Origin of the sequence: Blastococcus sp. PRF04-17, assembly GCF_023016265.1 — a bacterium.
Classification (GTDB): domain Bacteria; phylum Actinomycetota; class Actinomycetes; order Mycobacteriales; family Geodermatophilaceae; genus Blastococcus_B.
This window is the reverse complement of sequence record NZ_CP095412.1, coordinates 4,071,403-4,094,853: the sequence shown is the minus strand read 5'-3', so window position 1 is coordinate 4,094,853 and position 23,451 is coordinate 4,071,403. Positions and strand designations below refer to the sequence as shown.

Below are 23,451 nucleotides of genomic sequence, written 5' to 3'. Positions count from 1 at the left end.
ATCCGGAGGCACATCCATGCGTCTCACCCGCATGTTCTCCGCCCACGTCGTCCAGGCGCTGGAGGTCACCGCGCACTGCGACCTCCCCTGCGGCGTCTACGACCCGGCCCAGGCCCGCATCGAGGCGGAGTCCGTCAAGGCCATCCAGGAGAAGTACCAGGGCAACGAGGACCCGGTCTTCCGCCAGCGTGCCGTCCTGATCAAGGAGCAGCGGTCCGACCTGGTCAAGCACCACCTGTGGGTGCTCTGGACCGACTACTTCAAGCCGCCGCACTTCGAGAAGTACCCGCAGCTGCACGAGCTGTTCAACAAGGCCACCAAGCAGGCCGGTGCGGCCGGCGGCAAGGGCAGCATGGACCCCGCCGAGGGCCAGAAGCTGCTCGACTACATCGCCGAGATCGACCGGATCTTCTGGGAGACCAAGGCCGCGGCCTGACCGCGGACGCCGTCGACGCTGCCGGGCCGCTGCACGCGGCCCGGCAGCGTCGCGTCGTGGTACCAAGTCGCCCGTCGACGCCCGGCCGCGGGACAGAGACGCACTCTCCTGGGAGGCATTCGTGATCGACGTCGGCGCCCTGCTCGAGCAGGTCGAGACCGCGGCCCCCATCGACGCCGTCGAGGTGGTGGCCGCGGAGCTCGGGCGGATGGTCGGTGCCCACTCGGTGACCCTCATGATCGCCGACTTCAGCGGCCGGGCCGTCGTCCGGCTCACCTCCGCGGGGCTGGTGGACGGCGGGCGGTCCCACGGAGCCGAGCAGGCCGAGACCCTGCCCCTGCCGGGGACGCGGTACGAACGCGTGCTCCGCACCCAGCGGGCCGACGTCGAGGCGATCGGCGACGGCGCCCGCATGCTCGTGCCGGTGACCGACCGCGGGGACGCCATCGGATTGCTGGAGCTGGACCTGCCCCGCGACCCCTCCCCCGACGAGATCGCCGACATCAGCAGCGCCGCACACGCGCTCGCCTACGTCGTCATCGCCGCCCGGCGGCACACCGACGTCTTCGAGTGGGGTCAGCGGTCCACACCGTTCGCGCTGGCCGCGGAGATCCAGCGCCGCCTGCTGCCCGCTTCCTACACCTGCGAGGCAGGACAGTTCACGCTGGCCGGCTGGCTGGAACCGGCCGCCTCGGTCGGTGGGGACACCTTCGACTACTCGCTGGACCGCAACCACCTGCAGCTGTCCATCACCGACGCCGTCGGTCACCAGGTCGACGCCGCCCTGGTCGCCACGCTGCTCGTGGGTGCCCTGCGGAACGGACGGCGCAGGAACCTGGACCTGGCCGACCAGGCCCGCTTCGCCAACGAGGCCCTCCTCGAGAACGCCACGCCCGGGCACTTCGTCACCGGCCAGCTCGTCGGAGATCGATCTGCGCAGCGGCACCGCGGCCGTCGTCAACGCCGGGCACACCCTGCCGCTGCGGCTGCGCGAGGGCCGCGTGGAGGAGATCGGGCTGCTCGTCGAACCACCGTTCGGCGTCGTCGCGGGGCGGCCCTTCCAGGTCCAGGCCCTCCCCCTCGAGCCGGGCGACCGGATCGTGTTCCTCACCGACGGCATGCTCGAGCGCAACGCCGCCACGCTCGACGTCGCGGCCGCGCTGGCGGCCAGCGCGGACCTCCATCCCAGGGAGGTCGTCCACGAGCTCGGCGCCGCCGTCCTCCAGGCGACGGGAGGCGACCTGCGCGACGACGCGACGATGCTGTGCCTCGACTGGTACGGCGGCCCACCGCGAGGCCGGACGACGGAGTACGGCGCCGATCCGGGGCTGGCCTCGGCTCCCGTCTGACCCTGCGTCCCGACCACGGCCGGCGACGGCCGGTAACGTCTGGGCACCATGCGCATCGACCGGGCCGGGTGGCCTTTCATCACCGGACCCCTGCTCCCCGCGGCCCTCGCGGCGGTCACCGGACGGCGGTGGGCGCTGTGGCCGGCGCTCGGCCTGTCCGCGTACATGACGCTGTTCTTCCGCGATCCCGACCGGCGCTGCGACAGCGTCGCCCCGCATCCCGACGAGGTGCTCTCCCCCGCCGACGGGGTCGTGATGGTCGCCGGTGAGCCCCAGGAGGGCGTGGCGCCCGAGGGGGACTGGCAGCAGGTCAGCGTGTTCCTCTCCGTCGTCGACGTGCACGTCAACCGCTCGCCCTACCACGGTGAGGTCGTCGAGAGCTCCTACCGCAAGGGGAGCTTCCTGGCCGCCTACCGCAAGGAGTCCGCGCACCGGAACGAGCGCACCGAGCTGTGGCTGAAAGAAGGCGACCGGACCGTCGTCTTCCGGCAGGTCGTGGGCGTCCTGGCCCGGCGCATCGTCACGCGCACCGGCACCGGCCGGCGGCTGGAGACCGGCGAGCGCATGGGCCTGATGAAGTTCGGGTCGCGCATGGACGTCTTCGTGCCCCCGGAGTGCACGATCACCGTGACGAAGGGGCAGCGGGTGCGCGGGGGCGAGACGGTGATCGCCCGCTGGCCCGCGGCCGGCTGAGGGGCCCGCGCATGCCACCGACCCGGCGCACCGCCACCGTCGAGTTCGTCCGCGGCTCCGTCCGGGGCACCCGCCGGCGCGCGCTCGCCACGCTGCCCAGCCTGTTCACCCTCGGCAACATGTTCTGCGGCTTCTTCGCGATGCTGGTCGCCATCCGGGGTGATTTCCGGCTGGCCGCCGTCCTGATCGGGTTGTCGATCGTCTTCGACATCACCGACGGTGCCGTGGCCCGGCTGGTCGGCGCGGTGACGCCCTTCGGGCTGCAGTTCGACTCGCTGGCCGACCTGGTCTCGTTCGGGCTCGCGCCGGCCCTGCTGGCCTTCACCCTGTTCTCGCAGGGCCGCGACGAGTGGGACCCGTTGGGCTGGGTCGCGTGCTTCGTCTGGCTGGCCTGTGCGGCGATCCGGCTCGCCCGGTTCAACACCACCGTCGACCCGACCGCGGACAAGCGGTACTTCACCGGACTGCCCAGCCCCGGGGCGGCCGGCGTCGTCCTGGCGTCGGTGTTCGCGTTCGGTGACCACATGCAGGGCCGCGACCGCCTGTGGGTGCTGCTCGTCGTCGTCGTGCCGGCGCTGCTGATGGTGACCAACATCCGCTTCCGCTCGTTCCGGTCGCTGGTCAGCCCCCAGAGCGGTCGCCCCTACGGGCTCGTGGCCGCCGCGCTCCTGCTCGTCGTCGGCTTCGCCACAGTCCCGGTGGTCACCGGGATCGTGCTCGCCTACGGCTACCTGCTGGCGCCCGTGCTCGTCCCGGTCGTCTCGCCGCTGGCCCGGCTGCTCCCGGCGCGGCTCAAGGAGGTCTTCTCATGACCGTCCGCCCGGTCCGTCCGGACGACGTCCCCGCCGTCGTGGCGCTGGTCCGCGAGCTGGCCGACTACGAGCGCGCACTGCACGAGGTCCGCCTGACCGAGGCCCAGCTCGCCGCCTGCCTGTTCGGGAGCTCCCCGGCGCTGTTCGGTCACGTCGCGGAACGGGACGGCGAGGTCGTCGGCATCGCCCTGTGGTTCCTCAACTTCTCCACCTGGCGCGGCACGCACGGCATCTACCTCGAGGACCTCTACGTCTCGCCGCAGCACCGCGGCAGCGGACTGGGCCGGGAGCTGCTGCGCACGCTGGCCGAGGTCTGCGTCGAGCGCGGCTACTCGCGGCTGGAGTGGTCGGTGCTCGACTGGAACACGCCCTCGATCGAGTTCTACGAGGCGGCCGGCGCCGTCCCCATGGACGACTGGACCGTCTTCCGCCTCACCGACCAGGCACTGACCGGCTTCGCTGCCGACCGGAGGACCCCATGACCACCGAACGCGTCCCGCCGGAGTGCTGGCTCACCGACATGGACGGCGTGCTGGTGCACGAGGAGAAGGCGCTGCCCGGCGCCGCGGAGTTCCTCGAGCGGCTGGTGGAGAAGCAGCGGCGCTTCCTCGTCCTCACCAACAACTCGATCTTCACCCCGCGCGACCTCGCCGCCCGCCTGACCCGCAGCGGGCTGCACGTCCCCGAGGAGTCGATCTGGACCTCGGCACTGGCGACGGCGGACTTCCTGCACACCCAGCTCCCCGGCGGATCGGCCTACGTCATCGGCGAGGCCGGCCTGACCACGGCCCTCTACGAGGTCGGCTACACGCTCACCGACACCGATCCGGACTACGTCGTCCTCGGCGAGACCCGGACCTACTCGTTCGAGGCCATCACGCGGGCGATCCGCCTGGTCGGCCGGGGCGCCCGGTTCATCGCCACGAACCCCGACGTGACGGGGCCCTCGCCGGAGGGCCCGCTGCCCGCCACGGGCTCGGTGGCCGCGATGATCACCCGCGCCACCGGGGCCGAGCCCTACTTCGTCGGCAAGCCCAACCCGATGATGTTCCGCAGCGCCATGAATCGGATCGAGGCGCACTCGGAGTCCACGATCATGGTGGGCGACCGCATGGACACCGACGTCGTCGCCGGCATCGAGGCCGGCCTGGAGACGGTGCTGGTGCTCTCGGGCTCCACGACGGCCGACGACGTCCGCCGGTTCCCCTTCCGGCCCAGCCGGGTGCTCGAGTCCATCGCGGACGTCATCGAGCTGATCTGAACCGGACGCCCTTTCAGGGGCCGGGTGGGTGGTCCTCCTGCTCGAGGTAGGCCAGCCACGCCTCCGGCGTCGCCAGGAGGTACAGCTCGGCAGCGACCAGCAGGAGCACCGGCAGGCCGATCGCCGGCTGCTGCGCGTCGAAGGCGGTCGTGTAGGCCAGGGCCGCCAGCAGGAGCTGGAAGACGACGACCGGTCCGCGCGCCCAGCGGGCGACCCGCCACAACCCGACCGCGGCGACGGCGAGCAGGGCCGCCCCACCGGCGACGAGGACGACCTCGGCCAGCGCGCGACCGATGCTGTCGGCCGTGCTGGTGAGGGTGAGGTAGAGCAGGACCAGCGCACCCAGGGCCAGCAGCGCGGCCTCGAGACCGACGACCGCCGCCGCCCACCGGAGCGCGCGCGGCGCCGCCGGGTGCTCCCGCGGGGCCTTCGGGGCGGAGGGCGCGGCCGCGGGCCCGAACAGCCGGTCCATCGCGCGTCGGGAGGGCCGTCCCCCGGATGCGCTCTGCTCGGTCACGTCGGCGAGGTTACGCGGCCCCGCGCCCCGCTCATCGGCCGTTCCTGCCGTGGAAACACGCCACGCCTGATTAGCCTGGCGGTCATGCGCGCGCTCGTCGTGGTCAACCCCGCGGCCACCACCACCACGGTGAAGATGCGCAACGTGCTCGTCGGCGCCCTCGCCAGCGAGCTCAAGGTCGACGTCGTCCACACCGAGCGGCGGGGGCACGCCCGCCGGCTCGCCGCGCGGGCGGTCGCGGAGGGCATGGACCTCGTGGTGTCCGTGGGCGGTGACGGCACGGTGAACGAGGTCGTCAACGGCCTGATGGAGAACGGCCCCGCACCGCACCTCCCGATGCTGGCCGTCGTGCCGGGCGGCTCCACGAACGTCTTCTCCCGTGCTCTGGGCCGGTCCCGCGACCCCATCGAGGCGACGGCCGAGATCCTCGACTCCCTGCGGGCGGGACGCACGCGACTGGTCTCCCTGGGCACGGCGAGCGCGACCGGCACCAGCACCGCACCGGTCCGGGACGCCGACCCGGTCACCGCCGAGGCCGATGCCCAGGCCGATGCCGAGCGGCACCAGGACGAGTGGACCCCGCCGCGCTGGTTCGTCTTCGCCGCCGGGCTGGGGTTCGACGCCGAGGTCATCGCCCGGGTGGAGGCACGCCGCGCGGCCGGGCGGCGCTCGACCGGCCCCCTCTACGTCAGGGAGGCCACCAGCGCCTTCCTGCTCGGCAGGGAGCGCCGCCGTCCGGCGATGACGCTTCGGGTGCCCGGCGAGGACCCGGTGGAAGGGCTCTTCCTCTGCCTGGTCTCCAACGTCAGCCCGTGGACCTACCTCGGCGCCCGGCCGGTGAACCCGTCGCCCGAGGCCTCCTTCGACACCCGTCTCGACGTCTTCGCGATGGGCCGCATGGGCGCGCTCCGGATGCTCTCCGCACTGCGGCAGACGCTCGCGCGGGAGCCCGACGCCCGGGGGCGCGGCGTGCACCGCTGGCACGACCTGGAACAGCTCGAACTGACGGCGGGTCGGCCCCAGGGCTGGCAGGTGGACGGCGACCACCTGGGCACCGCCACCGGTCTGCGGCTGCGGCACGTGCCGGCCGCGCTGCGCGTGATCGCCTGAAGAAGGACCCTCCTGCCCCCCACTGCTCGCACGCTCGCAGCGGGCCCCGCACGAGGGCCATTGGCACGTCGGCAGGCTCTTGTCAACGTCCCTCACCGGCGTGTGGTTCCGTCGAGTGGCGGTCCTAGCACGCCCGTGGTGAGCTTGCTCACGAGGGGTCCTACGACGACCTCGATCTGCTTGACACGCGTTCTGCACGTGAAAACATCGCGTCTGGAACGCAACTTGCTAGTAACAAAGAGCAAGTAGTCGCTGAGCCAAAGCGCTGGGCAACCGGTGTCGGCCCTGGAACGCGGTCCGAGGCCGGCGACTGAGCACCTACCGTAGACGACACCGAGGAGTACGAAGCCATGGACTGGCGCCACCGCGCGCTCTGCCGCGACGAGGACCCGGAGCTGTTCTTCCCCATCGGGACGACCGGTCCGGCTGTCGTGCAGATCGAGCAGGCCAAGACCGTGTGCCGGCGCTGCCCGGTGGTGCAGTCGTGTCTGGACTGGGCCCTGCGCTCGGGTCAGGACAGCGGCGTCTGGGGTGGGCTCTCCGAGGACGAGCGACGCGCACTCAAGCGCCGTCAGGCCCGCACCCGGGTGCACACCGCCTGAGCTGCACCACCGCGGTCGCCGTCACACGACCGCATCGAGACGCCGACGAGGCCGATCCGGAACAGTCCGGACCGGCCTCGTCGGCGTTTCGGCCTCCGTGGTCCCGGCGGTGCGGCTCACCGGCGCGGTATCCCGATGCCCGGGATGGTCAGGACCGCCTCGGTGCCCGCCTGTCCGGCCGGGACCTGCATCGTCAGGGTTCCCCCCAGTTCGCTGGTGACCAGCGTCCGCACGATCTGCAGACCCAGGCCGTCGCTGCCGGCAGGGTCGAAGCCCGCCGGCAGCCCGCGGCCGTCGTCGCGCACGCGGACGACGAGGTCGTCGCCCAGCCGCTCGGCGACCAGTTCGATCGCGCCGGTCTCCCCTTCCGGGAACGCGTGCTCGGCGGCGTTGTGCAGCAACTCGGTGATCGCCAGCACGAGCGGGGTCGCCGCGGCGGCCGGCAGCTCGCCGAACGAGCCGGTCCGCCGCGTGCGGGCGGCGGGGCCGACCGAGGCGAGGTCACCGAGCATGGGCAGCACCTGGTCGAGGACGTCGTCCACCGAGACGACGTCCTCCCGGCTGCCGGCGAGCGTCTCGTGGACCACGGCGATCGACGAGACCCGGCGGACCGACTCCTCGAGCGCCGCCCGCGCCGCCGGTTCGGTCATCCGGCGCGCCTGCAGCCGCAGCAGCGCGGCGACGGTCTGCAGGTTGTTCTTCACCCGGTGGTGGATCTCCCGGATGGTGGCGTCCTTGGTGAGCAGCGCACGGTCGCGGCGCCGGACGTCGGTCACGTCGCGGACCAGCACCAGCGCCCCGGCTTCGGCGCCGGGGGCCCGCAGCGGCAGCGCGCGCAGGAGCATGATCGCGCTCGGGCCCTCGACGTCCATGGGGTCGGGGAACCGGCCGGCGACCGCGGAGGCGATGCCGGCTGCCACGGCCTCCCCCGCGACCCGGTCGGCCGACGCCCCGCGGGTGAGCTCGGCCAGGTCGGCGCCCACCACGTCGCCGGCGACGCCGATCCGGCGGTAGGCCGACAGGGCGTTCGGGCTGGCGTAGACGGCGCGGCCGGCCCCGTCGAGGCGCACGAGGCCGTCACCGACCCGGGGGCTCATCTCGGCGTCCTGCAGCTTCTGCGGGGGAACGTGCCCGCCGAGACCATGAGGCACAGGTCGGCGGCGATGTCGAGGTAGGTCAGCTCGAGGGTGGACGGCGAGCGGGTGACCGCCAGGTTGGTGTCCTTGGCGAGGACGGCGACGGGCACCCCGTCGTGCCGCACCGGGATGACCTCGCGGCGCCGGGGCGCGACGCCCGACCAGTCGGGCTCGCCCTCGGTGACCGGGCGGCCCTCGCGGTGGGCGATGACGAACGGCTCGGCCACGGCCCCCTCGACCTCGCTGCCGACGAGGTCCTCGGGCCGGCTGGTCGGCGCGGTGAGCGGCCGGACCTGCGCGACGCACCACCAGGCGCCGGTGGGTAGCGGCACCCACAGGGTGAGGTCGGCGAAGGCGAGGTCGGCCAGCAGCTGCCAGTCGGCGACCAGCCGGCGGGCGTGGTCGACCTGGGAGGGGCTCGACGCCGCGCCCCGGGTGAGGCGGTCGGACAGGCTGCTCATCGCGGGTCCCCGGTCATGGTGCCCCGAGCGTATGTCGGGCCGCCGCCTACGCTGCTCGGGTGGTCCGGAGCGCAGAGCCGACGCCCCCGTACGTGGAGCCGGCCCGGCACGCCGACCACGCCGCCATCGCCGACCTGACCGTGCGGGTGTACGTCGACGGGGGGCTGGCCGGAGCGGCCTACACCCTCCAGCTCGCCGACGTGGCCGGCCGGGCCCAGGTGGCGGAGCTGCTGGTCGCGCGGGACACCGACGGCCGGATCGTGGGCAGCGTGGCACTGGTCCTGACCGGCGACTTCGGTGAGGTGACCGTCTCCGACGACGAGGCTGCCTTCCGCATGCTGGTCGTCGACCCGTCGGCGCAGCGGCGAGGGATCGGCCGGCTGCTGGTCACCGCCTGCCTGGAGCGAGCACGGCGGGCGGGGAAGAAGCGCGTCGTCCTCTCGACCGATCCACGGATGACGGCCGCGCACCGGCTCTACGAGAGCCTCGGTTTCACCCGGCTGCCGGAGCGGGACTGGTCGCCGTTGCCGGGTGTCGACCTGCTGGTGTACTCGCTCGACCTCTAGGCGCCCGGCACCGCGAAGTCGGTCAGGGTCGCGGTCCCCGGTTCGAGGGCGGCGAAGGTTCCCGCGAGGACGAAGACCGCGACGCCGCCGGTCGGGAAGCCGGAACCGACGTCGTGCCGGGCCGCCGGATCGCCCTCGGCGTCGCCGAGGACGGCCGCGAGCTGGCCGACGGCGGGGTTGTGGCCGACGAGCGCCGCGGTCATGGCCTCGTCCGGCAGCCCGCCGAGAACGGCGAGCAGCGCGTCGACGGTGTTGTCGTAGATCCGTTCGTCGACACCGGTCAGGCCGGCCGGAAGGGCGACGGCTGCCCGCTCCCACGTCTGCTGCGCCCGGACGGCGGGTGAGACGACCACGCGGTCGGGCGCCAGGCCGGCTCGGCCGAGCCACTCGCCGATCGCCTCCGCGCGTCGTTCTCCCAGCTGCGTGAGGGGCCGGTCGACGTCGACGGGCGCGTCGCCCGCCTCGGCGTGGCGGATCAGGACGAGACGGCGCGGCGGCACTGGTGCAGTCTGACACCGGCTCTCGGTCAGTGCCCGCTGCTCGAGGGCCGTCCACCGGGGGTGCGGCCAGAACCGACGCGCGTCCTCAGCCGGCGAGCGTGGCGATGAGATCGACTGCCACGGGCCCTCTTCCCCGACCGTCAGGCATTGCTGACGGCGTTGCCGGCGGCGAGCCGCCCGAGCACGGCGCACACCTCCGTCCCGTCGTGCGGCACCCCGATCTCGGGCAGTCCGGACAGCACGTCCGAGGCGGCGCGCGCCGCGGTCGCCGTGTCCGGCGCTGCGGCGCTGACCGTCGCGAGGAGGGCGTCGTACCAGCCGTCGAGCCGGTCGCCCGGCTCGTATCCGGTGACCGCGACCGCCTCGACGCCCTCGGGAACGCCCGTCACGGGCCGGCCGTCGGGCAGCCGCCCGGTGACCCTCCCCGCGGTGCCCGGTGGCAGCGTGGACCGCAGCTGGACGGTGACCGCGAACTGCGCCGGACGGCCGGACGGTGCCGCGGCGACCGCGGCAGCCCCGGCCGCGCTGCGCAGCGCCAGCTCCACGGCATCGACGCCGTGGGCGCGCTCGAGGACGGCCATGTCGAGGGAGAAACCGGCCGCGACCTCGGCGAGCTCGCCGTCGGCCGAGACGCCGACGGTGACCAGCCCGCGCCAGCCGACGTCCACCAGGCGGCGGGCGGCCCGGGGCAGCTCGCCATCGGCCGGCTCGTGGTCGGGGGTCCACGACACCCGGGCGATGCCGGCGGCCCGGTCGCGGGAGACGCGGGTCGGGAAGCGGAGCCCGTCAGCGGTCACCCAGGCGAGCAGTCCCCGCTCGCTCGCGGGCTCCACGCCGTCACCGCCGAGCCGCTCCAGCACCTCGGCGTCCGGCCCCACCCAGATCAGCCCCGCGGCGACGACGGCCGCGGCCAGTCGCGCGTTGCCCGCGAGAGCCGGCGGCACGGGGAGGACCGCGCTGACGCCGCTCCGGCGGGCAGCCTCGACGATACGGTCGACGGCGAGGTAGGACTCGGTGGCCGGAGCGGGGCCGAGCAGGACCGCGTCGTCGGCCATGCGCACGTGCCGGGCGGTGCGCTCCGCCTCGGAGTGGACCGCGACGGCCTTCACCTCCAGCCGTTCGCAGGCGGCGATGGCGCTGCAGGCGGCCGGGCCGCGACCGGCCACGAGCACGCTCTCGATCCCCAGCTGTGCCACGACGTCCCTCCTGCGATCCCCCGCCCGGCGCACGGCCGGACCGCCCCGTGAGAGGCTTGTCGCCGTCAGCTTGGCGGTTCCGGCGACGCCGCGCACCCTACGTGCGCCGCGCCCCCGGTCCGCGAGGAGAGGGGTCGAGCCGACCCACCAGCGGCACCGAGAGAGGAGGGCAGCGCGATGTCCAAGCGTGGACGCAAGCGTCGCTCCCGCAAGGGGAACAAGGCCAACCACGGCAAGCGGCCCAACGCCTGAGAAGACAGAACGCCCCGTACCGCGACCGCGGTACGGGGCGTTCTGGCGTTCTGGGACTAGGCCGGGTCGCCGGTGGTCTCGGCGGCGAGTCGCTGCACGGACACCGACGTGCCGTCGTCCTCCACGGCCACGGCGGTGAGCTGCAGCTTGATCCGCTCGCGGAGACCGGCGGGAGGGGTGTCGCCGCCGCAGCGCCGGCGCACCAGCGCCTTGAACTCCTGCTCGATGCCGAACTCGCGCAGGCAGGAGGAGCAGTCCTCGAGGTGCTCGGCGATCACCGCCCGACGGGAGTCGGGGGTCTCGTGGTCGAGGAACTCGAACACGTGCGTGAGGACGTCGTCGCACGAGTTGATCTCGATGGGCTCGCCGGCCCCGGGAGCGTCGTTGCTCACGGACGGTTCGCCTCCTCACCGGCTCCGGCGCGGACGAACCCGCGCTCACGGGCGTAGTCGGCCAGCAGCTTCTGCAGCCCCCGCCGGCCGCGGTGCAGACGGGACATCACCGTGCCGATCGGCGTCCCCATGATCTCGGCGATCTCCTTGTAGGCGAACCCCTCGACGTCGGCCAGGTACACCGCCAGACGGAAGTCCTCCGGCAGCTGCTGGAGGGCCTCCTTGATGTCGGTGTCAGGCAGGTGGTCGAGCGCCTCGATCTCGGCCGACCGCAGCCCGCTGGAGGTGTGCTCCTCCGCGGCGTACAGCTGCCAGTCCTGCACCTGGTCGGTGGGGTACTGCTGCGGCTGCCGCTGCTTCTTGCGGTAGCTGTTGATGTAGGTGTTGGTCAGGATCCGGTACAGCCACGCCTTGAGGTTCGTGCCCTCGGCGAACTGGTGGAAGGCCGAGTAGGCCTTCACGAACGTCTCCTGGACCAGGTCCTCGGCGTCCGCGGGATTGCGGGTCATGCGCAGCGCCGCCGGGTAGAGCTGGTCGAGGAACGGCAGCGCGTCGCGCTCGAAGCGGGCGTCCCGCTCGGCGCGGGTCTCGGCCACCTCGGCCCGGCTGCCGTCCGCCCGCGCTTCGGGCGTCTCGACCGGGACCGTCACCTCGGGAGTCTGATCTGCGGTCTGCTCGGGCACCGACCGTCCTCTCTGGGGCCCACGGATGCGGGGCGCCGCATCGGTCGATCCTAGCCGCGCGGCATCGGGGCGGCCCGGGGGACGCCGGTGCGCGGCCCTCGGGCGGGCGCTGGAGACGGTGCTGCTCACGGCTCGTGCAACCGGTGGGGCCGCACACCGATTCCCGGCGCGCAGCGATCCGAGGGGACGCTGGCTACGCTGCCACGCCGTGGCGGCGACCCCCGCGGTGCGGGTACTCGAGAAGGCGCGCGTGGCGCACACCCTGCGCACCTACGACGCCGGGCACGCGTCCGACCAGGGCTACGGCGAGGCGGCCGTGGCCGCTCTCGGCTCGGACCCCCGCCAGGTCTTCAAGACCCTGGTCGCCAGCGTGGACGGCAGGCTGACCGTCGCCGTGGTCCCCGTCGCGGGCACCCTGGACCTCAAGGCACTGGCCACGGCGACCGGCGGGCGCAAGGCGGTCATGGCCGATCCGGCCGACGCCGAGCGGACCACGGGCTACGTCCGCGGGGGGATCAGCCCGCTCGGACAGAAGAAGCCGCTGCCGACGGTGGTCGACGACTCGGCCCTGGGGTTCGCGACGGTCATGGTGAGTGCGGGCAGGCGTGGGCTCCAGGTCGAGCTCGCGCCCGCCGACCTGATCGCGCTGACGAAGGCACGGACCGCCCCGATCGCCCGCTGACGCCGGGCCGGACCGTTCGTGCGGTTCACTGGAGCTGCCGCGACACCCCTGGACCGGAGGACGGCCGCCCATGAACGAGTACCTGCGCCGCCTGCAGATGGAGCGGCCGGCGCTCTTCTGGGTGGGTCTGCTGGTGGCCTTCCTCGTCGCGTTCCGGCTGATGCTGTACGTGGCCGGGCTGCTGCTCGGACCCTTCGCACTGCCGCCGTGGGCGCCGCTGCTGGTCGTCCTGGTCGTGCTCGTCGTCGTCGCCCGCCGACAACAGCGCTAGCGATGGCGATCGACCGGCAGGCTCCTGCTCGGTGGTACCTACGACGAGACGTGACGACTCCCGGCGCCGACGAGGTGCGCTGACGTCACGGCCTCCGTCGAGACGCTGGTCGTCCGCGTACACCGTTGCGGGTCGATGTGACCGGACGACCGACCCATGTCCCGTAGGGCGGCTTCAGATACAGGCGCTCCGCCCGTGAGCGTGTGCGCAGAAGCCCCGTTTTGGGACGGCGAATGGGGCCTGAGCGCACCCCGTCGACCGCGATCCAGGACGCCGACCTCGTCTCGCAGTGGGCTGCTCGGGGACACGCCGGAACCGGTTCCCCGCATGTCGATGGTCGAGCAGTGGGCCCTGACGACTCATTCCGAGGCTGATGACGGGTCGTCAGGCCCACTGCTCGGTAGGCGTCGCCGTACCCGAGCCGCCCTTTCGGGGACAGGTGGGGACGAGCATGCGATGGGTGTCCGACGACGGACACGGCGAGCGGGCTCAGCCGTAGGGCGTGAGCAGCTGGTCGACCGGCGCGTGGTCGTCGGTGAGGACGTCGGCGTCGCCCACGAACTCGGCCAGCTCACGGCCCTCGGCCACCTGCCACGCCAGCCCCCGGTCGGTGAGTCCCGCGGCTATCTCGTCGACCGGGATCGGTGAGCGCGACGCCACGGCGACGACGTTGCCGCCGTCCTCGCGCGCCAGCACCGGCGCGCGGGCCAGCAGCACCACGGAGGGGAAGACGGCCCGCAGGGTGGCCAGCTCCGCCCGGACGAAGCCCAGCGGCGGGTGGTCGATCAGGTTGACCGCGTAGACGCCCTCGTCGGCGAGCGCGCGATCGACCAGTTCCAGCGCCTCGCGGGTGGTCAGCTGCCAGGGCACCGAGAGCCCGCCGAAGGCGTCGCCGACCACGAGATCGCGCCGGCCGACCGGCTCCTCGGCCAGGCCCACTCGCCCGTCGGCGACCCGCACGCGCAGCCGTTCACCGGTGTCCAGCGCGAGCTGCTCCCGGTCGATCGCGACCACGCCCGGGTCCACCTCGATCACCAGGCTCTCCGTCCCCGGCCGCACCTTCTCGAGGTAGCGCGGCAGGGTCAGGCCACCTCCGCCGATGTGCAGCGCCGAGACCGGCTCGCCGCCCGGCGCCACCGCGTCGGCGACCGACGCGATCGCCCGCACGTACTCGAACTCCAGATGCGTGGGGTCGTCCAGGTCGACGTAGGAGTGGCGCAGGGTGTCGAGCATCAGCACCCGCCCGGAAGCCCGCTCGGGGTCGGCGACGACCCGCGCGCAGTGGTACGCCGTCTCCTCCTCGCACGGCGTCGGCGCGACGGCCGCGAGGCCGGCGCCGGCGACGGCCAGCACCAGCAGCCCGGCCGGCAGCCGGCCAGCTCCACCCCCGGTCCCTCGGCGGAGCAGCACCGCGACGGCGATGCCGGACAGCACGGTGAGCCCGCCCGTGCCGACGAGGATGACGCTGCTCGGCAGGACGGCGATGAGCAGGAAGCCGGTCACGAACGTCGCGGCGATGCCCCCCAGGGTGCCGATGCCCGACAGCCGGCCGACGACGGCGCCGGTCTCGTCGAGGCTGGCCAGCTGCAGCTTGACCACCATCGGCGGCACGGCCGAGAGCAGCGCCGCGGGCACCACGACGGCGACCGCGGCCAGCAGGAGCACTCCTCCGGCGTCGGCGCCGCTGAGCAGCGAGCCGGTGAACCGCACCAGCGGCAGCACCGCCACCACCAGCGCACCGCCGGCCACCATCAACGGTGCGATCAGCCGCCGGGGATCGGTGCGGTCGGCCGTGGCCCCGCCGGTCCACGCGCCGAGGGCGATCGCCGCCAGCGCGAACCCGATGATCGCCGTGCTCGTCTGCAGCGTGACGCCGACGTAGGGCGCGATCAGCCGCAGTCCGACGATCTCCAGCACCAGGACGGCGCCCGAGCACAGGAAGGTGACGGCGGCGGCGACCCAGCCGGGCAGGGCCCCCGCGGTGGCCGGCGGACCACCGGCCGTGCGCTCGTCGGCGCGCGTCACCTCAGAACAGCGCCGGCTGGTCCGCCGGCGCACTGACCGTCTCGGCGCGCGCCACCAGTTCCGGACCGTTGTTGGCGACGTTGTTCACCGTCGTGCCGACCGGCCGCAGCTCCAGCATCTCCACGACCTCGGGCGGGGTCGGCGCGGCCAGCTCGGCGACGTCCTCCCGCTGCGGGTCGAGCCACGCGGCCCAGCGGTCGGGGGGCAGGACGAGCGGCATCCGCTCGTGGATCTCGGTCAGCGCACCGACGGCCGGCGACGTGACGATCGTGCACGTGTAGAGCCGGTCGTCCCCGCGCCCCCACACCTCCCACAGGCCGGCGAAGGCGAGCACCGAGCCGTCCTGCGGGGTCACGTAGTAGGGCTGCTTGCCCGGGGCATCCAGCCGCTTCGCCCACTCGTACCAGCCGTCGGCCGGCACCAGGCACCGGCGGGACGCCGCCGCCTTCTTGAACGCCGGCTTCTCCGTGAGCGACTCGACGCGGGCGTTGAGCAGCCGGTTGCCGACGGAGACGTCCTTGGCCCAGGAGGGCACCAGGCCCCAGCGGACGACCCGCAGCTCCCGGTGCCCGCCGCCGGTGGGCAGCCCCTCCGGGTCGCGTTCCTTCTTCCAGCGGACGACGTGCACGTCCTTGGTGGGCGCGACGTTGTAGTCGGCGGGCAGGGCGGCCTGCCCGTCGGCCCGCACCGCCTCGAACTCGACGACGAGGTCGTCGGGGCTTCGGCTGGCCGCGTAACGACCGCACATGAGGCGTTCCTCCCGGGGTCGGGTGCTTCCCTGAACTCTAGGTGCGCCTGCTGACGGTGCACGGCGGTTGCTCAGGGACGAGGATCCGATCGTGACCGCTACGCAGAGCCAGAGGAGCCGTCCCTACGCGACGGTGAACCCGTACACCGGCGAGACGGAGCAGGAGTTCCCCTTCCTGGAGACCGACGCCATCGACGGCGTCATCGAGAAGGCCCACGCCGCCTTCCTCGAGTGGCGGCGGCGCCCGGTCGAGGAACGGGCGCAGGTCGTCGGCCGTGCCGGCGAGCTGATGCTCGAGCGCAAGGACGAGTTCGCCGCGCTGGTGACGCGGGAGATGGGCAAGCGCATCCAGGAGGCCGGGGGCGAGGTGCAGCTGGCCGCGAGCATCCTCACGTACTACGCCGAGAACGGCCCGCGGTTCCTCGAGCCCCGGCGCATCGACGTCATGAAGGGCGAGGCGGTCGTCGAGAACGAGCCGATCGGCGTCCTGCTCGCCATCGAGCCGTGGAACTACCCGCTGTACCAGGTCGTCCGCGTCGCCGGACCGAACCTCGTGCTCGGCAACGCGATCCTGCTCAAGCACGCCGAGCTGAACCCGCAGACCGCCCTGGCGATCGAGCGGTGCTTCCTCGACGCCGGCGTGCCCGAGGGCGTCTACACCAACGTCTTCCTGGCCATCCCGGACGTCGAGAAGGTGATCGCCCACCCGCTGGTGCAGGGCGTGACCCTCACCGGCAGCGAGCGGGCCGGCAGCAGCGTGGCGTCCCTGGCCGGCAAGCACCTCAAGAAGTCGGTGCTCGAACTGGGCGGCAGCGACCCGTTCATCGTGCTCGACACCGAGGACCTCGGCCGCACCGTGAAGGCGGCCACGACGGGCCGGATGCAGAACACCGGTCAGGCGTGCATCGCGGCCAAGCGGCTGATCGTCCCCGCCGACATCTACGAGCCGTTCGTCGAGGGCCTGAAGCAGGCCTTCGCGACCTTCTCCCCCGGCGACCCCAGCGACCCGTCCACGACGCTGGCGCCGCTGTCCAGCGAGCAGGCGGCCAAGGACCTGCAGGCGCAGATCCAGGACGCGGTCGACAAGGGCGCGACGGTCGTCACCGGTGGCGGCCGCCCGGACCTGCCCGGCGCGTTCGTCGAGCCGACGATCCTGACCGACGTCACCCCGGACATGCGGGCGTACTCCGAGGAGCTCTTCGGCCCGGCCGCGGTCGTCTACAAGGTCGCCGACGAGGACGAGGCGGTGGAGCTGGCGAACGACAGCGCATACGGACTCGGCGCCGCGGTCTTCTCCTCCGATCTGGAGAAGGCCAGGGAGGTGGCCGACCGGATCGAGGCCGGCATGGTCTTCGTCAACCAGCCCACGGGCTCCTCCCCCGAGCTGCCCTTCGGTGGCGTGAAGCGGTCCGGGTACGGGCGCGAGCTGTCGGAGCTCGGGATGTTCGAGTTCGCCAACCGCAAGCTCACGCGGGTGCTGCCGGCCAAGAAGGCGGACAAGCCCCAGGGCGGCTGACGAGGGGGCCCGCCGCCCTCGGGCAGGATGGACCCGTGGACCCGGTCTGGAGAACGCCGCACCGCGCGGCGCCGGTCGACGCCGTCGTGTCGCTGCCCGGCTCCAAGTCGATCACCGCGCGCGCCCTGATCGTGGCCGCGCTCGCCGACGGCCCGAGCCGGCTGGTGCGGCCGCTGCGCGCCCGGGACACCGACCTGATGGCCGGAGGGCTCCGGGCGCTCGGCGTGCGCATCGACGACGAGGGCGAGGACCAGGTCGTCACCCCGGGTTCCCTGCGCGGGCCGGCGCACGTCGACGCGGGACTGGCCGGGACGATCCTGCGCTTCCTGCCGCCGGTCGCCGCGCTCGCCGACGGACCGGTCACGGTGGACGGCGACCCGAGACTGCGCGACCGCCCCAACGCCGGCCTCATCCAGGGCCTGCGGGACGCCGGCGTCCGGGTGGACGACGACGGCCGCGGCCGCGCTCCGTTCACCGTGCACGGCACGGGGGCGTCCGCGGCGGCGCGGTCACCGTCGATGCCAGCGAGTCCAGCCAGGTGGTGTCGGGGCTGCTGCTGGCCGCGGCGCGGTTCGACGAAGGTCTCGACCTCTCCCTCGCCGGCGGCGTGCCGTCGATGCCGCACGTCGAGATGACCGTGACCACGCTGCAGGCCCACGGCGTCGACGTCGTGGCCACCGAGCGCGGCTGGCGGGTCTCCCCGGGCCCGGTCGCCGCCCGCGACGTGGTGGTCGAGCCCGACCTGTCCAACGCCGCCCCCTTCCTCGCGGCGGCGCTGGTCACCGGCGGACGGGTCACGGTGCGCGGCTGGCCGGAGGTCACGACCCAGCCGGGCGCCCAGCTGGACCGGCTCCTGGGCGAGATGGGCGCCGACGTCGTCCGCACTGCCGACGGCGGGCTCCAGGTGACCGGCACCGGCACCATCGCCCCCTGGTCGCCGACCTCGGCGAGGTCGGCGAGCTGACCCCGGTCCTGGCCGCGCTGTGCGCCCTGGCCGACGGCACCTCTCGCCTCACCGGGATCGCCCATCTGCGCGGTCACGAGACCGACCGGCTGCAGGCGCTCGACGAGGTGCTGACCGCCGTGGGGGCCCGGGTCGAGCAGCTGCCCGACGGGCTCGTGATCGAGCCCGGGGACCACCGCCCCGCCGTCCTGGGCTCCTACGCCGACCACCGCATGGTCATGGCGGCCGCGGTGCTCGGGCTGGCGATCGAGGGCGTGCAGGTCGCCGACCCGGGCGCGGTGACCAAGACGCTGCCCGATTTCGTCGAGCGCTGGACCGGGCTGCTCGGCGAGACGACCGGGGCGGGCCGCTGAGTCCCCGCAGCTGGGACGAGGACGACGTCCGCGTCCGGCCCAACCGCCGCGGCTCCCGTCCCCGCACCCGGCAGCGGCCGGCGCACTCCGACGCCGTTCCGGGCCTGGTGGTGGCGGTGGACCGCGGCCGGATGACCGTCCGGATCGAGGGCCCCGACGCCTCCCCCGTCGACGTCACGGCCATGCGCGCCCGGGAACTCGGCAGGCACGGCGTCGTCGTGGGCGATCTGGTCCGGCTCGTGGGCGACACCAGCGGCCGGCCGGACAGCCTGGCGCGGATCGTCACCATCGAGGAGCGGACGACGTCGCTGCGGCGCACCGCCGACGACACCGACCCCACCGAGCGGGTCGTCGTCGCCAACGCCGACCAGTTGGTCATCGTCACGGCGGTCACCGACCCGGAGCCGGCGCTCGGCTTCCTCGACCGCTGCCTGGTCGCCGCCTACGCCGGCGGGCTCGAACCGTTGCTCTGCATGACGAAGACCGACCTCGGCAGCCCCCAGCCGCTGCTGGACCGCTATGCCGGCCTGGGCCTGGACGCCGTGCACATCTCCCGGGAGACGCCCCTCGACCCGCTGCTGGACCGGCTCGTCGACCGGATGAGCGTCTTCGTCGGCCAGTCCGGTGTCGGCAAGTCGACCCTGGTGAACCGGCTGGTGCCCGACGCCTTACGAGCCACCGGCGACGTCAGCAAGATCGGCAAGGGCCGGCACACGTCGTCGTCCGCGGTGCTGTTCGACCTGCCCGACGGCGGAACGGTGATCGACACCCCGGGCATCCGGTCGTTCGGCCTGGCCCACGTCACCGCCGACGACGTCATCGAGGCCTTCGACGAGATCAACGAGGCGGCCGTCGACTGCCCGCCGCTGTGCGGCCACACCGCCGAGGACCCCGAGTGCGCCCTGGACGCCTGGGCGGCCGCGGGTCCGCCCGCCCGGCAGGAGCAGCTCGCCGCGCTGCGGGTGCTGCTCGGCGCGGTCGGTCAGGTCGGCCCCGGCTACTGAACATGCACCGAGTTGCGCCTCAGGCCGGTTTCCGTCGAGGCTGATACCGGTCTGATGCGCATCTCGGCGCTGTCGCGTACGGGCCTGCGCTACTGACCCCCGGGCAGCGGTGACCACCCGAACCGGGGGCGGAACGGGCCGCGGGGCGGCTCGACGAACAGGTCGTCGTCCATCGGCTCGTCGACGGCCTCGATCCGCAGGTCATGCCCCTCGCCGGGGGTCAGCCCGCCGATCTCCTCGGTGAACACGCAGACGCCGGTTCCGACGTCGAGCCGCACGCGGTAGGCATCGGGATAGGCGGCGAGGACGTGCTGGGGGTGGTCGCGGTACTCGTAGACGTCGACGTCGCGGCACCTGAGCAGCGGGCAGCACCCGCACCGCGGCTCGTAGAACGCCGTCGTGCGGACGACGGCCTCCCAGGCGGCGCGGCCGGCGTGCTCGAGCTCGGAGACGGAGTCGACGACCAGCGGGGGCCCGGGCTCGCCGGTGTCGGGGTCCTGGCCGTCGGCGAGCTCGACCGGGTCGAGCATGGCGACCCACCGGTAGTCCTGGAACATCGGCGCGTCGTAGGACAGGTCCGGCGGGCGGAGGTCCACCAGCCCGTCTGCCCGCAGCACCGGTGCCGGTCCCTCCACCGGCCACCGATAGGTCAGCTGCGTCCCGGCGGTCGGCGGGAAGCCGAGGACGGCGACCGTCGTGGGCGGCTCGCGCACGATCTGGACCAGCGCGCCGTGCAGCGTCTCCACCCGCAGCAGGTCGGGCCTGCGCAGCCACGCCCGCAGCGGCTCGGCGCGGTCGGGCTGCCGGGCGCGCCGGACGGTGAACCGCAGCGTCGACCAGCGCCACGGCGACGAGCGCGCGAGGGCGGCGAAGGCGTCGGCGGTCGGTACGGGCACGCCGGAAGTGTCTGCCCGCGACACGCCGCTGGCGAGCGGTTTCTCAGACGTCGACCGGTCCACCGGTGCGCCAGTAGACGCCCGCGTCGCGCGAGAGCATCCCGTGGTCGACCAGGTACCGGCGCAGGGCCGCCACGTCGGGGTGCCAGACGGCGAGCAGCGCGTTGACCTCGCGCTCCGGATAGCGGATGCCGGGCTCGAACACCCGCACCAGGTGACGCAGCACGACGAGCCGCTTCGTGTGCTGCGACGGGATGGAGACCAGGCGTCCGTCGCGGACGAAGGCCGACAGGACGGCGTCCTCGGCCGGGTCGTCGGACAGCGGCTCGGGGGCGGGCGCCGACTCGGCCGCGGCGCGGGCGGCCGCGCCGAACCGGTCGGCGTGCAGGGTCAGGGCGTGCCCGTCGCGGTGCACCAGCCCGGCGCGGGCGAGCCGGCGGGCGGCGAGGGCGACGTCCTTGAGCGGCAGGTCGGCGGCCTTCGCGACGTCCTCGATCGTGCCGGCGCCGAGCGCGAGGGCGGCGACGACCTTGAGCCGCACCGGGTCGGCGAGCAGTCCGGCGATCGTCGCGGCATCCACGGCCCGACCGTATCGACGCATCGACGGACGGGCCCGGGGTACTGCCGGGCCATGGTGAGCCCGATCGACATCCAGAAGGCCCTGTCCGGGATGGACTACCCGGCGAGCAAGCAGGACATCGTCGCCCGTGCCGAGCAGGAAGGGGCCGGGGACGAGGTGCTGGAGGCCCTCCGGGGCATCGAGGACCGCGAGTACGAGGGGCCGAGCGGGGTCAGTTCAGCTGTCTTCGGGTGATCCCCGGCTAGGTTGGGTGCCGATGACATCCGGCCGGGGCTTTGCAGAGGACATGCGGCTGGCGCACGTGCTGGCCGACCAGGCCGACTCGATCAGCCTGGACCGGTTCAAGGCGCTCGACCTCACGGTCGACACCAAGCCCGACCTGACGCCGGTCACCGACGCCGACCGCGCCGTCGAGGAGATGCTGCGCATCACGCTCAGCCGCGCCCGAACACGGGACGCGGTGATGGGCGAGGAGTTCGGGACCACTGGCCACGGCCCGCGCCGGTGGGTGCTGGACCCGATCGACGGCACGAAGAACTTCGTCCGCGGCGTGCCGGTGTGGGCCACCCTCATCGCACTGTTCGACGGCGACGAGCCGGTGGTCGGCCTGGTGTCCGCGCCCGCGCTCAACCGGCGGTGGTGGGCGGCCAAGGACGTCGGCGCCTGGACCGGCCGGCGGCTGGAGTCGGCGACCCGCTGCCGGGTCTCGGAGGTGTCCGAGCTCACCGACGCGAGCCTGTCCTACTCCAGCCTGTCGGGCTGGGAGGAGCGCGGCGTCCTCGACGGCTTCCTCGACCTCACACGCTCGGTGTGGCGGACGCGGGCCTACGGCGACTTCTGGAGCTACTGCCTGCTCGCCGAGGGCGCGGTCGACATCGCCTGCGAGCCCGAGGTGTCGGTCTGGGACCTCGCCGCCCTCGACGTGATCGTGCGCGAGGCCGGTGGCCGGTTCACCGACCTCACCGGGGCGCCGGGACCGGCCGGCGGGCATGCCCTGGCCACCAACGGGAAGCTGCACGACGCGGCGCTGGGCCACGTCCGCCTGCCCGGTCCCGACTGACTGCTCAACGGGCCGACCAGCGGGCGAACGCCTCCTCGAGGTGCGCTTCGCCGGAGGGCTCCACGAGCGGCCCCTCCTGACGCTCGGGGTCCACGTCCAGCCCGACGCCCCGCCCGGCCAGCAGCGCGGCACCGACGGCCGAGGCGCTGCGCAGGCCCAGGGGCCGCACCGGCAGCCCGAGGGCGTCGGCCAGCAGCTGCGTGAGGATCCCCGAGCGGGCCGCTCCTCCGGTGAGCAGCACGGGCTCGCGGTCGGTGACGTCGAGCAGGTCGAACGCAGCACGGACGGCGAAGACGACGCCCTCCGCCGCCGCCCGGGCGAGGTCCGCGCGGGTGGTGCCGGCGGAGAGCCCCGTCCACGCACCGCGCTCGTCGGGCCCGGCCACACCGCCGCGCTCGCCCGTGAGGAACGGCCGGAACACGACTCCCCCGGCACCGGACGGCACGGTCGCGGCCGCGGCGACGAAGTCGGTCAGGGACAGCCCGAGGACACCGCACGCCCATTCCCAGACGGAGCCGCCGTTCTGCAGGGCCGCCATCGCGTACCAGCCGTCCGCGGTGTCGGCGTAGGCGTGCAGGACCGGGTCGACGGCAGGGGTCGGCTCCCGGCGGGACCGCAGGAGCTGCGCGCCGGTGCCCAGGTTGATCTGCACGCCGGCTGCGCCCGCGGCGAGCATCGCCAGCGGCGTGTCCGCTCCCCCGACGACGACCGGCACCTCGCCCACCGGCAGCCACGCGGTCCCGGCCACCTCGGCGGACGGGGCGACCCGCGGGAGCAACCCGCCGGCGATGCCGGCCGCCCCGAGCGCGGCCGCGCTCCAGTCGTCGGCGACGACGTCCCAGAACAACGTCGCGGAGGCGTCGCTGCGGTCGGTGAGCGGTTCGGTGCCGGGCAGCAGCGAGGCCCGCAGCGCGTCCTTGGGCAGGAGCAGGGCCGTCGCCCGGTCGACCACCTCCGGTTCGTGGCGGCCCAGCCACGCCAGCACGGGCCCGGTCATGCCGGGGACCAGCGGGTTGGCCAGAGCCGCGCGGGCGTCGGCGTCGAGAGCGCGCCAGCGGTCCAGCTCGCCGGCCGCCCGCTGGTCGGGCCACAGCACGGCGGGGCGCAGAGGGGCGCCGTCGCCGTCGACCAGGACCGCGCCGTGCATCTGCCCGGAGAACCCGAGGGCCCGGACGCGGGTGTCGCCGAGCCGGGCCGCGAGCTCGGCGAGGGCGCGGTCGAGAGCCGCCCGCCAGGTCGCGACGTCGCACTCCGCCCACCCGGGGGCGGGGCGGTCGTAGCCATGGGCGTGCTCCGCCTCCGCGACCACGGCCCCCGTCGGGTCGAGGGCGACCACCTTGAGTCCGGAGGTGCCGAGGTCGGCACCGACGAGGACGTCGGCCACGG

At 73.9% G+C, this 23,451-nt stretch carries 31 protein-coding genes and 1 pseudogene; 20 read left to right on the top strand and 12 right to left on the bottom strand.

Annotation, left to right across the window (positions count from 1 at the left end; genetic code table 11):
• Positions 1–16 precede the first annotated feature (16 nt).
• From sodN to MVA48_RS20810, 7 genes and pseudogenes are all read left to right on the top strand, one after another.
• The gene (gene sodN, locus MVA48_RS20840) at positions 17–436 is read left to right on the top strand and encodes a superoxide dismutase, Ni (protein ID WP_246983129.1); all 420 of its coding nucleotides are present in this window, start codon (positions 17–19) and stop codon (positions 434–436) included.
• A gap of 208 nt (positions 437–644) precedes the next feature.
• A pseudogene (locus MVA48_RS20835) lies at positions 645–1,298 on the top strand (serine/threonine-protein phosphatase); the annotation flags it as partial.
• Positions 1,243–1,785: a PP2C family protein-serine/threonine phosphatase gene (locus tag MVA48_RS20830; RefSeq protein WP_246983126.1), complete on the top strand. Its 543-nt coding sequence runs from the start codon at positions 1,243–1,245 to the stop codon at positions 1,783–1,785. The pseudogene MVA48_RS20835 and the gene MVA48_RS20830, both read left to right, overlap by 56 nt.
• Before the next feature lie 48 nt (positions 1,786–1,833).
• On the top strand, positions 1,834–2,478 hold the full coding sequence (locus MVA48_RS20825; RefSeq protein ID WP_246983125.1) for a phosphatidylserine decarboxylase: 645 nt from the start codon (positions 1,834–1,836) through the stop codon (positions 2,476–2,478).
• Positions 2,479–2,489: 11 nt separating this feature from the next.
• A complete protein-coding gene (gene pssA, locus MVA48_RS20820; RefSeq protein WP_246983123.1) occupies positions 2,490–3,290 on the top strand; it encodes a CDP-diacylglycerol--serine O-phosphatidyltransferase in 801 nt (266 codons plus the stop codon).
• Positions 3,287–3,772, top strand: a complete 486-nt coding sequence (locus MVA48_RS20815; RefSeq protein WP_246983118.1) for a GNAT family N-acetyltransferase — start codon at positions 3,287–3,289, stop codon at positions 3,770–3,772. The genes pssA and MVA48_RS20815 overlap by 4 nt, the downstream gene beginning before the upstream one ends.
• Entirely contained in the window at positions 3,769–4,551 is a 783-nt protein-coding gene (locus MVA48_RS20810; protein WP_246983116.1) for an HAD-IIA family hydrolase, read from the top strand. Before MVA48_RS20815 ends, MVA48_RS20810 begins: the two co-directional genes overlap by 4 nt.
• A gap of 13 nt (positions 4,552–4,564) precedes the next feature.
• On the opposite strand, the gene MVA48_RS20805 is transcribed toward MVA48_RS20810, so the two are convergent.
• Positions 4,565–5,068 (bottom strand): hypothetical protein, encoded by a 504-nt coding sequence (locus tag MVA48_RS20805; protein WP_246983113.1) that lies wholly within the window; start codon positions 5,066–5,068, stop codon positions 4,565–4,567.
• Positions 5,069–5,152: 84 nt separating this feature from the next.
• Between MVA48_RS20805 and MVA48_RS20800 the strand changes: the two genes are divergently transcribed.
• Together MVA48_RS20800 and MVA48_RS20795 are read left to right on the top strand one after the other, a co-directional pair.
• The gene (locus tag MVA48_RS20800) at positions 5,153–6,178 is read left to right on the top strand and encodes a diacylglycerol/lipid kinase family protein (RefSeq protein WP_246983110.1); all 1,026 of its coding nucleotides are present in this window, start codon (positions 5,153–5,155) and stop codon (positions 6,176–6,178) included.
• Positions 6,179–6,528: 350 nt separating this feature from the next.
• Positions 6,529–6,780, top strand: coding sequence for a WhiB family transcriptional regulator (locus MVA48_RS20795; RefSeq protein ID WP_246983109.1), 252 nt, complete (start codon positions 6,529–6,531; stop codon positions 6,778–6,780).
• A 116-nt stretch (positions 6,781–6,896) separates the two neighbouring features.
• Here MVA48_RS20795 and MVA48_RS20790 read toward each other — a convergent pair whose 3' ends face one another.
• Together MVA48_RS20790 and MVA48_RS20785 are read right to left on the bottom strand one after the other, a co-directional pair.
• Entirely contained in the window at positions 6,897–7,877 is a 981-nt protein-coding gene (locus tag MVA48_RS20790; protein WP_246983106.1) for a sensor histidine kinase, read from the bottom strand.
• Positions 7,874–8,377 (bottom strand): histidine kinase N-terminal domain-containing protein, encoded by a 504-nt coding sequence (locus MVA48_RS20785; protein ID WP_246983104.1) that lies wholly within the window; start codon positions 8,375–8,377, stop codon positions 7,874–7,876. The genes MVA48_RS20790 and MVA48_RS20785 overlap by 4 nt, the downstream gene beginning before the upstream one ends.
• Positions 8,378–8,436: 59 nt before the next feature.
• Between MVA48_RS20785 and MVA48_RS20780 the strand changes: the two genes are divergently transcribed.
• A complete protein-coding gene (locus MVA48_RS20780; protein WP_246983101.1) occupies positions 8,437–8,943 on the top strand; it encodes a GNAT family N-acetyltransferase in 507 nt (168 codons plus the stop codon).
• On the opposite strand, the gene MVA48_RS20775 is transcribed toward MVA48_RS20780, so the two are convergent.
• Together MVA48_RS20775 and MVA48_RS20770 are read right to left on the bottom strand one after the other, a co-directional pair.
• The gene (locus tag MVA48_RS20775; RefSeq protein WP_246983099.1) at positions 8,940–9,443 is read right to left on the bottom strand and encodes a SixA phosphatase family protein; all 504 of its coding nucleotides are present in this window, start codon (positions 9,441–9,443) and stop codon (positions 8,940–8,942) included. The genes MVA48_RS20780 and MVA48_RS20775 overlap by 4 nt on opposite strands.
• 140 nt (positions 9,444–9,583) lie before the next feature.
• Positions 9,584–10,639 carry a biotin carboxylase N-terminal domain-containing protein gene (locus MVA48_RS20770; RefSeq protein ID WP_246983096.1) on the bottom strand — a complete coding sequence of 352 codons (1,056 nt, stop codon included), beginning with the start codon at positions 10,637–10,639 and terminating at the stop codon, positions 9,584–9,586.
• Positions 10,640–10,816: 177 nt separating this feature from the next.
• Between MVA48_RS20770 and MVA48_RS24360 the strand changes: the two genes are divergently transcribed.
• On the top strand, positions 10,817–10,891 hold the full coding sequence (locus MVA48_RS24360; RefSeq protein ID WP_014377707.1) for a 50S ribosomal protein bL37: 75 nt from the start codon (positions 10,817–10,819) through the stop codon (positions 10,889–10,891).
• Between the two features lie 56 nt (positions 10,892–10,947).
• Here the strand turns inward: MVA48_RS24360 and rsrA are convergent, their stop codons facing one another.
• Both rsrA and MVA48_RS20760 read right to left on the bottom strand, forming a co-directional pair.
• On the bottom strand, positions 10,948–11,283 hold the full coding sequence (rsrA, locus tag MVA48_RS20765) for a mycothiol system anti-sigma-R factor (RefSeq protein WP_246983094.1): 336 nt from the start codon (positions 11,281–11,283) through the stop codon (positions 10,948–10,950).
• Entirely contained in the window at positions 11,280–11,933 is a 654-nt protein-coding gene (locus tag MVA48_RS20760) for a sigma-70 family RNA polymerase sigma factor (protein ID WP_305852272.1), read from the bottom strand. The genes rsrA and MVA48_RS20760 overlap by 4 nt, the downstream gene beginning before the upstream one ends.
• A gap of 241 nt (positions 11,934–12,174) precedes the next feature.
• Between MVA48_RS20760 and ybaK the strand changes: the two genes are divergently transcribed.
• Together ybaK and MVA48_RS20750 are read left to right on the top strand one after the other, a co-directional pair.
• Complete coding sequence (ybaK, locus tag MVA48_RS20755) at positions 12,175–12,648, top strand: Cys-tRNA(Pro) deacylase (protein WP_246983091.1); 474 nt, start codon at positions 12,175–12,177, stop codon at positions 12,646–12,648.
• A 70-nt stretch (positions 12,649–12,718) separates the two neighbouring features.
• The gene (locus MVA48_RS20750) at positions 12,719–12,919 is read left to right on the top strand and encodes a hypothetical protein (protein WP_246983088.1); all 201 of its coding nucleotides are present in this window, start codon (positions 12,719–12,721) and stop codon (positions 12,917–12,919) included.
• Positions 12,920–13,408: 489 nt separating this feature from the next.
• Here MVA48_RS20750 and MVA48_RS20745 read toward each other — a convergent pair whose 3' ends face one another.
• A complete protein-coding gene (locus MVA48_RS20745; protein WP_246983086.1) occupies positions 13,409–14,944 on the bottom strand; it encodes a fused MFS/spermidine synthase in 1,536 nt (511 codons plus the stop codon).
• Between the two features lies 1 nt (position 14,945).
• Positions 14,946–15,692, bottom strand: coding sequence for an SOS response-associated peptidase (locus MVA48_RS20740; RefSeq protein WP_246983083.1), 747 nt, complete (start codon positions 15,690–15,692; stop codon positions 14,946–14,948).
• A gap of 91 nt (positions 15,693–15,783) precedes the next feature.
• Here MVA48_RS20740 and MVA48_RS20735 point away from each other — a divergent pair, with 91 nt between their 5' ends.
• From MVA48_RS20735 to rsgA, 5 genes are all read left to right on the top strand, one after another.
• Positions 15,784–17,208, top strand: coding sequence for an NAD-dependent succinate-semialdehyde dehydrogenase (locus MVA48_RS20735; protein WP_246983081.1), 1,425 nt, complete (start codon positions 15,784–15,786; stop codon positions 17,206–17,208).
• A 35-nt stretch (positions 17,209–17,243) separates the two neighbouring features.
• Positions 17,244–17,843, top strand: a complete 600-nt coding sequence (locus MVA48_RS20730; RefSeq protein WP_246983080.1) for a 3-phosphoshikimate 1-carboxyvinyltransferase — start codon at positions 17,244–17,246, stop codon at positions 17,841–17,843.
• Positions 17,750–18,172 carry a hypothetical protein gene (locus MVA48_RS23640; protein ID WP_256461102.1) on the top strand — a complete coding sequence of 141 codons (423 nt, stop codon included), beginning with the start codon at positions 17,750–17,752 and terminating at the stop codon, positions 18,170–18,172. Before MVA48_RS20730 ends, MVA48_RS23640 begins: the two co-directional genes overlap by 94 nt.
• Entirely contained in the window at positions 18,139–18,525 is a 387-nt protein-coding gene (locus MVA48_RS23635; RefSeq protein WP_371821263.1) for a hypothetical protein, read from the top strand. Before MVA48_RS23640 ends, MVA48_RS23635 begins: the two co-directional genes overlap by 34 nt.
• Before the next feature lie 131 nt (positions 18,526–18,656).
• Positions 18,657–19,529 carry a ribosome small subunit-dependent GTPase A gene (gene rsgA, locus MVA48_RS20720; protein WP_246983079.1) on the top strand — a complete coding sequence of 291 codons (873 nt, stop codon included), beginning with the start codon at positions 18,657–18,659 and terminating at the stop codon, positions 19,527–19,529.
• Between the two features lie 89 nt (positions 19,530–19,618).
• Here rsgA and MVA48_RS20715 read toward each other — a convergent pair whose 3' ends face one another.
• Entirely contained in the window at positions 19,619–20,425 is an 807-nt protein-coding gene (locus tag MVA48_RS20715; RefSeq protein ID WP_246983077.1) for a hypothetical protein, read from the bottom strand.
• A 43-nt stretch (positions 20,426–20,468) separates the two neighbouring features.
• A complete protein-coding gene (locus tag MVA48_RS20710; RefSeq protein ID WP_246983074.1) occupies positions 20,469–21,005 on the bottom strand; it encodes a DUF2087 domain-containing protein in 537 nt (178 codons plus the stop codon).
• A gap of 51 nt (positions 21,006–21,056) precedes the next feature.
• On the opposite strand from MVA48_RS20710, the gene MVA48_RS20705 reads away from it, so the two are divergent.
• Together MVA48_RS20705 and hisN are read left to right on the top strand one after the other, a co-directional pair.
• Positions 21,057–21,239: a DUF2795 domain-containing protein gene (locus MVA48_RS20705; protein ID WP_246983071.1), complete on the top strand. Its 183-nt coding sequence runs from the start codon at positions 21,057–21,059 to the stop codon at positions 21,237–21,239.
• Positions 21,240–21,261: 22 nt separating this feature from the next.
• Positions 21,262–22,065 carry a histidinol-phosphatase gene (gene hisN / locus MVA48_RS20700; protein WP_246983069.1) on the top strand — a complete coding sequence of 268 codons (804 nt, stop codon included), beginning with the start codon at positions 21,262–21,264 and terminating at the stop codon, positions 22,063–22,065.
• Between the two features lie 4 nt (positions 22,066–22,069).
• Here the strand turns inward: hisN and MVA48_RS20695 are convergent, their stop codons facing one another.
• Entirely contained in the window at positions 22,070–23,449 is a 1,380-nt protein-coding gene (locus tag MVA48_RS20695) for an FGGY family carbohydrate kinase (protein ID WP_246983063.1), read from the bottom strand.
• Positions 23,450–23,451 lie beyond the last annotated feature (2 nt).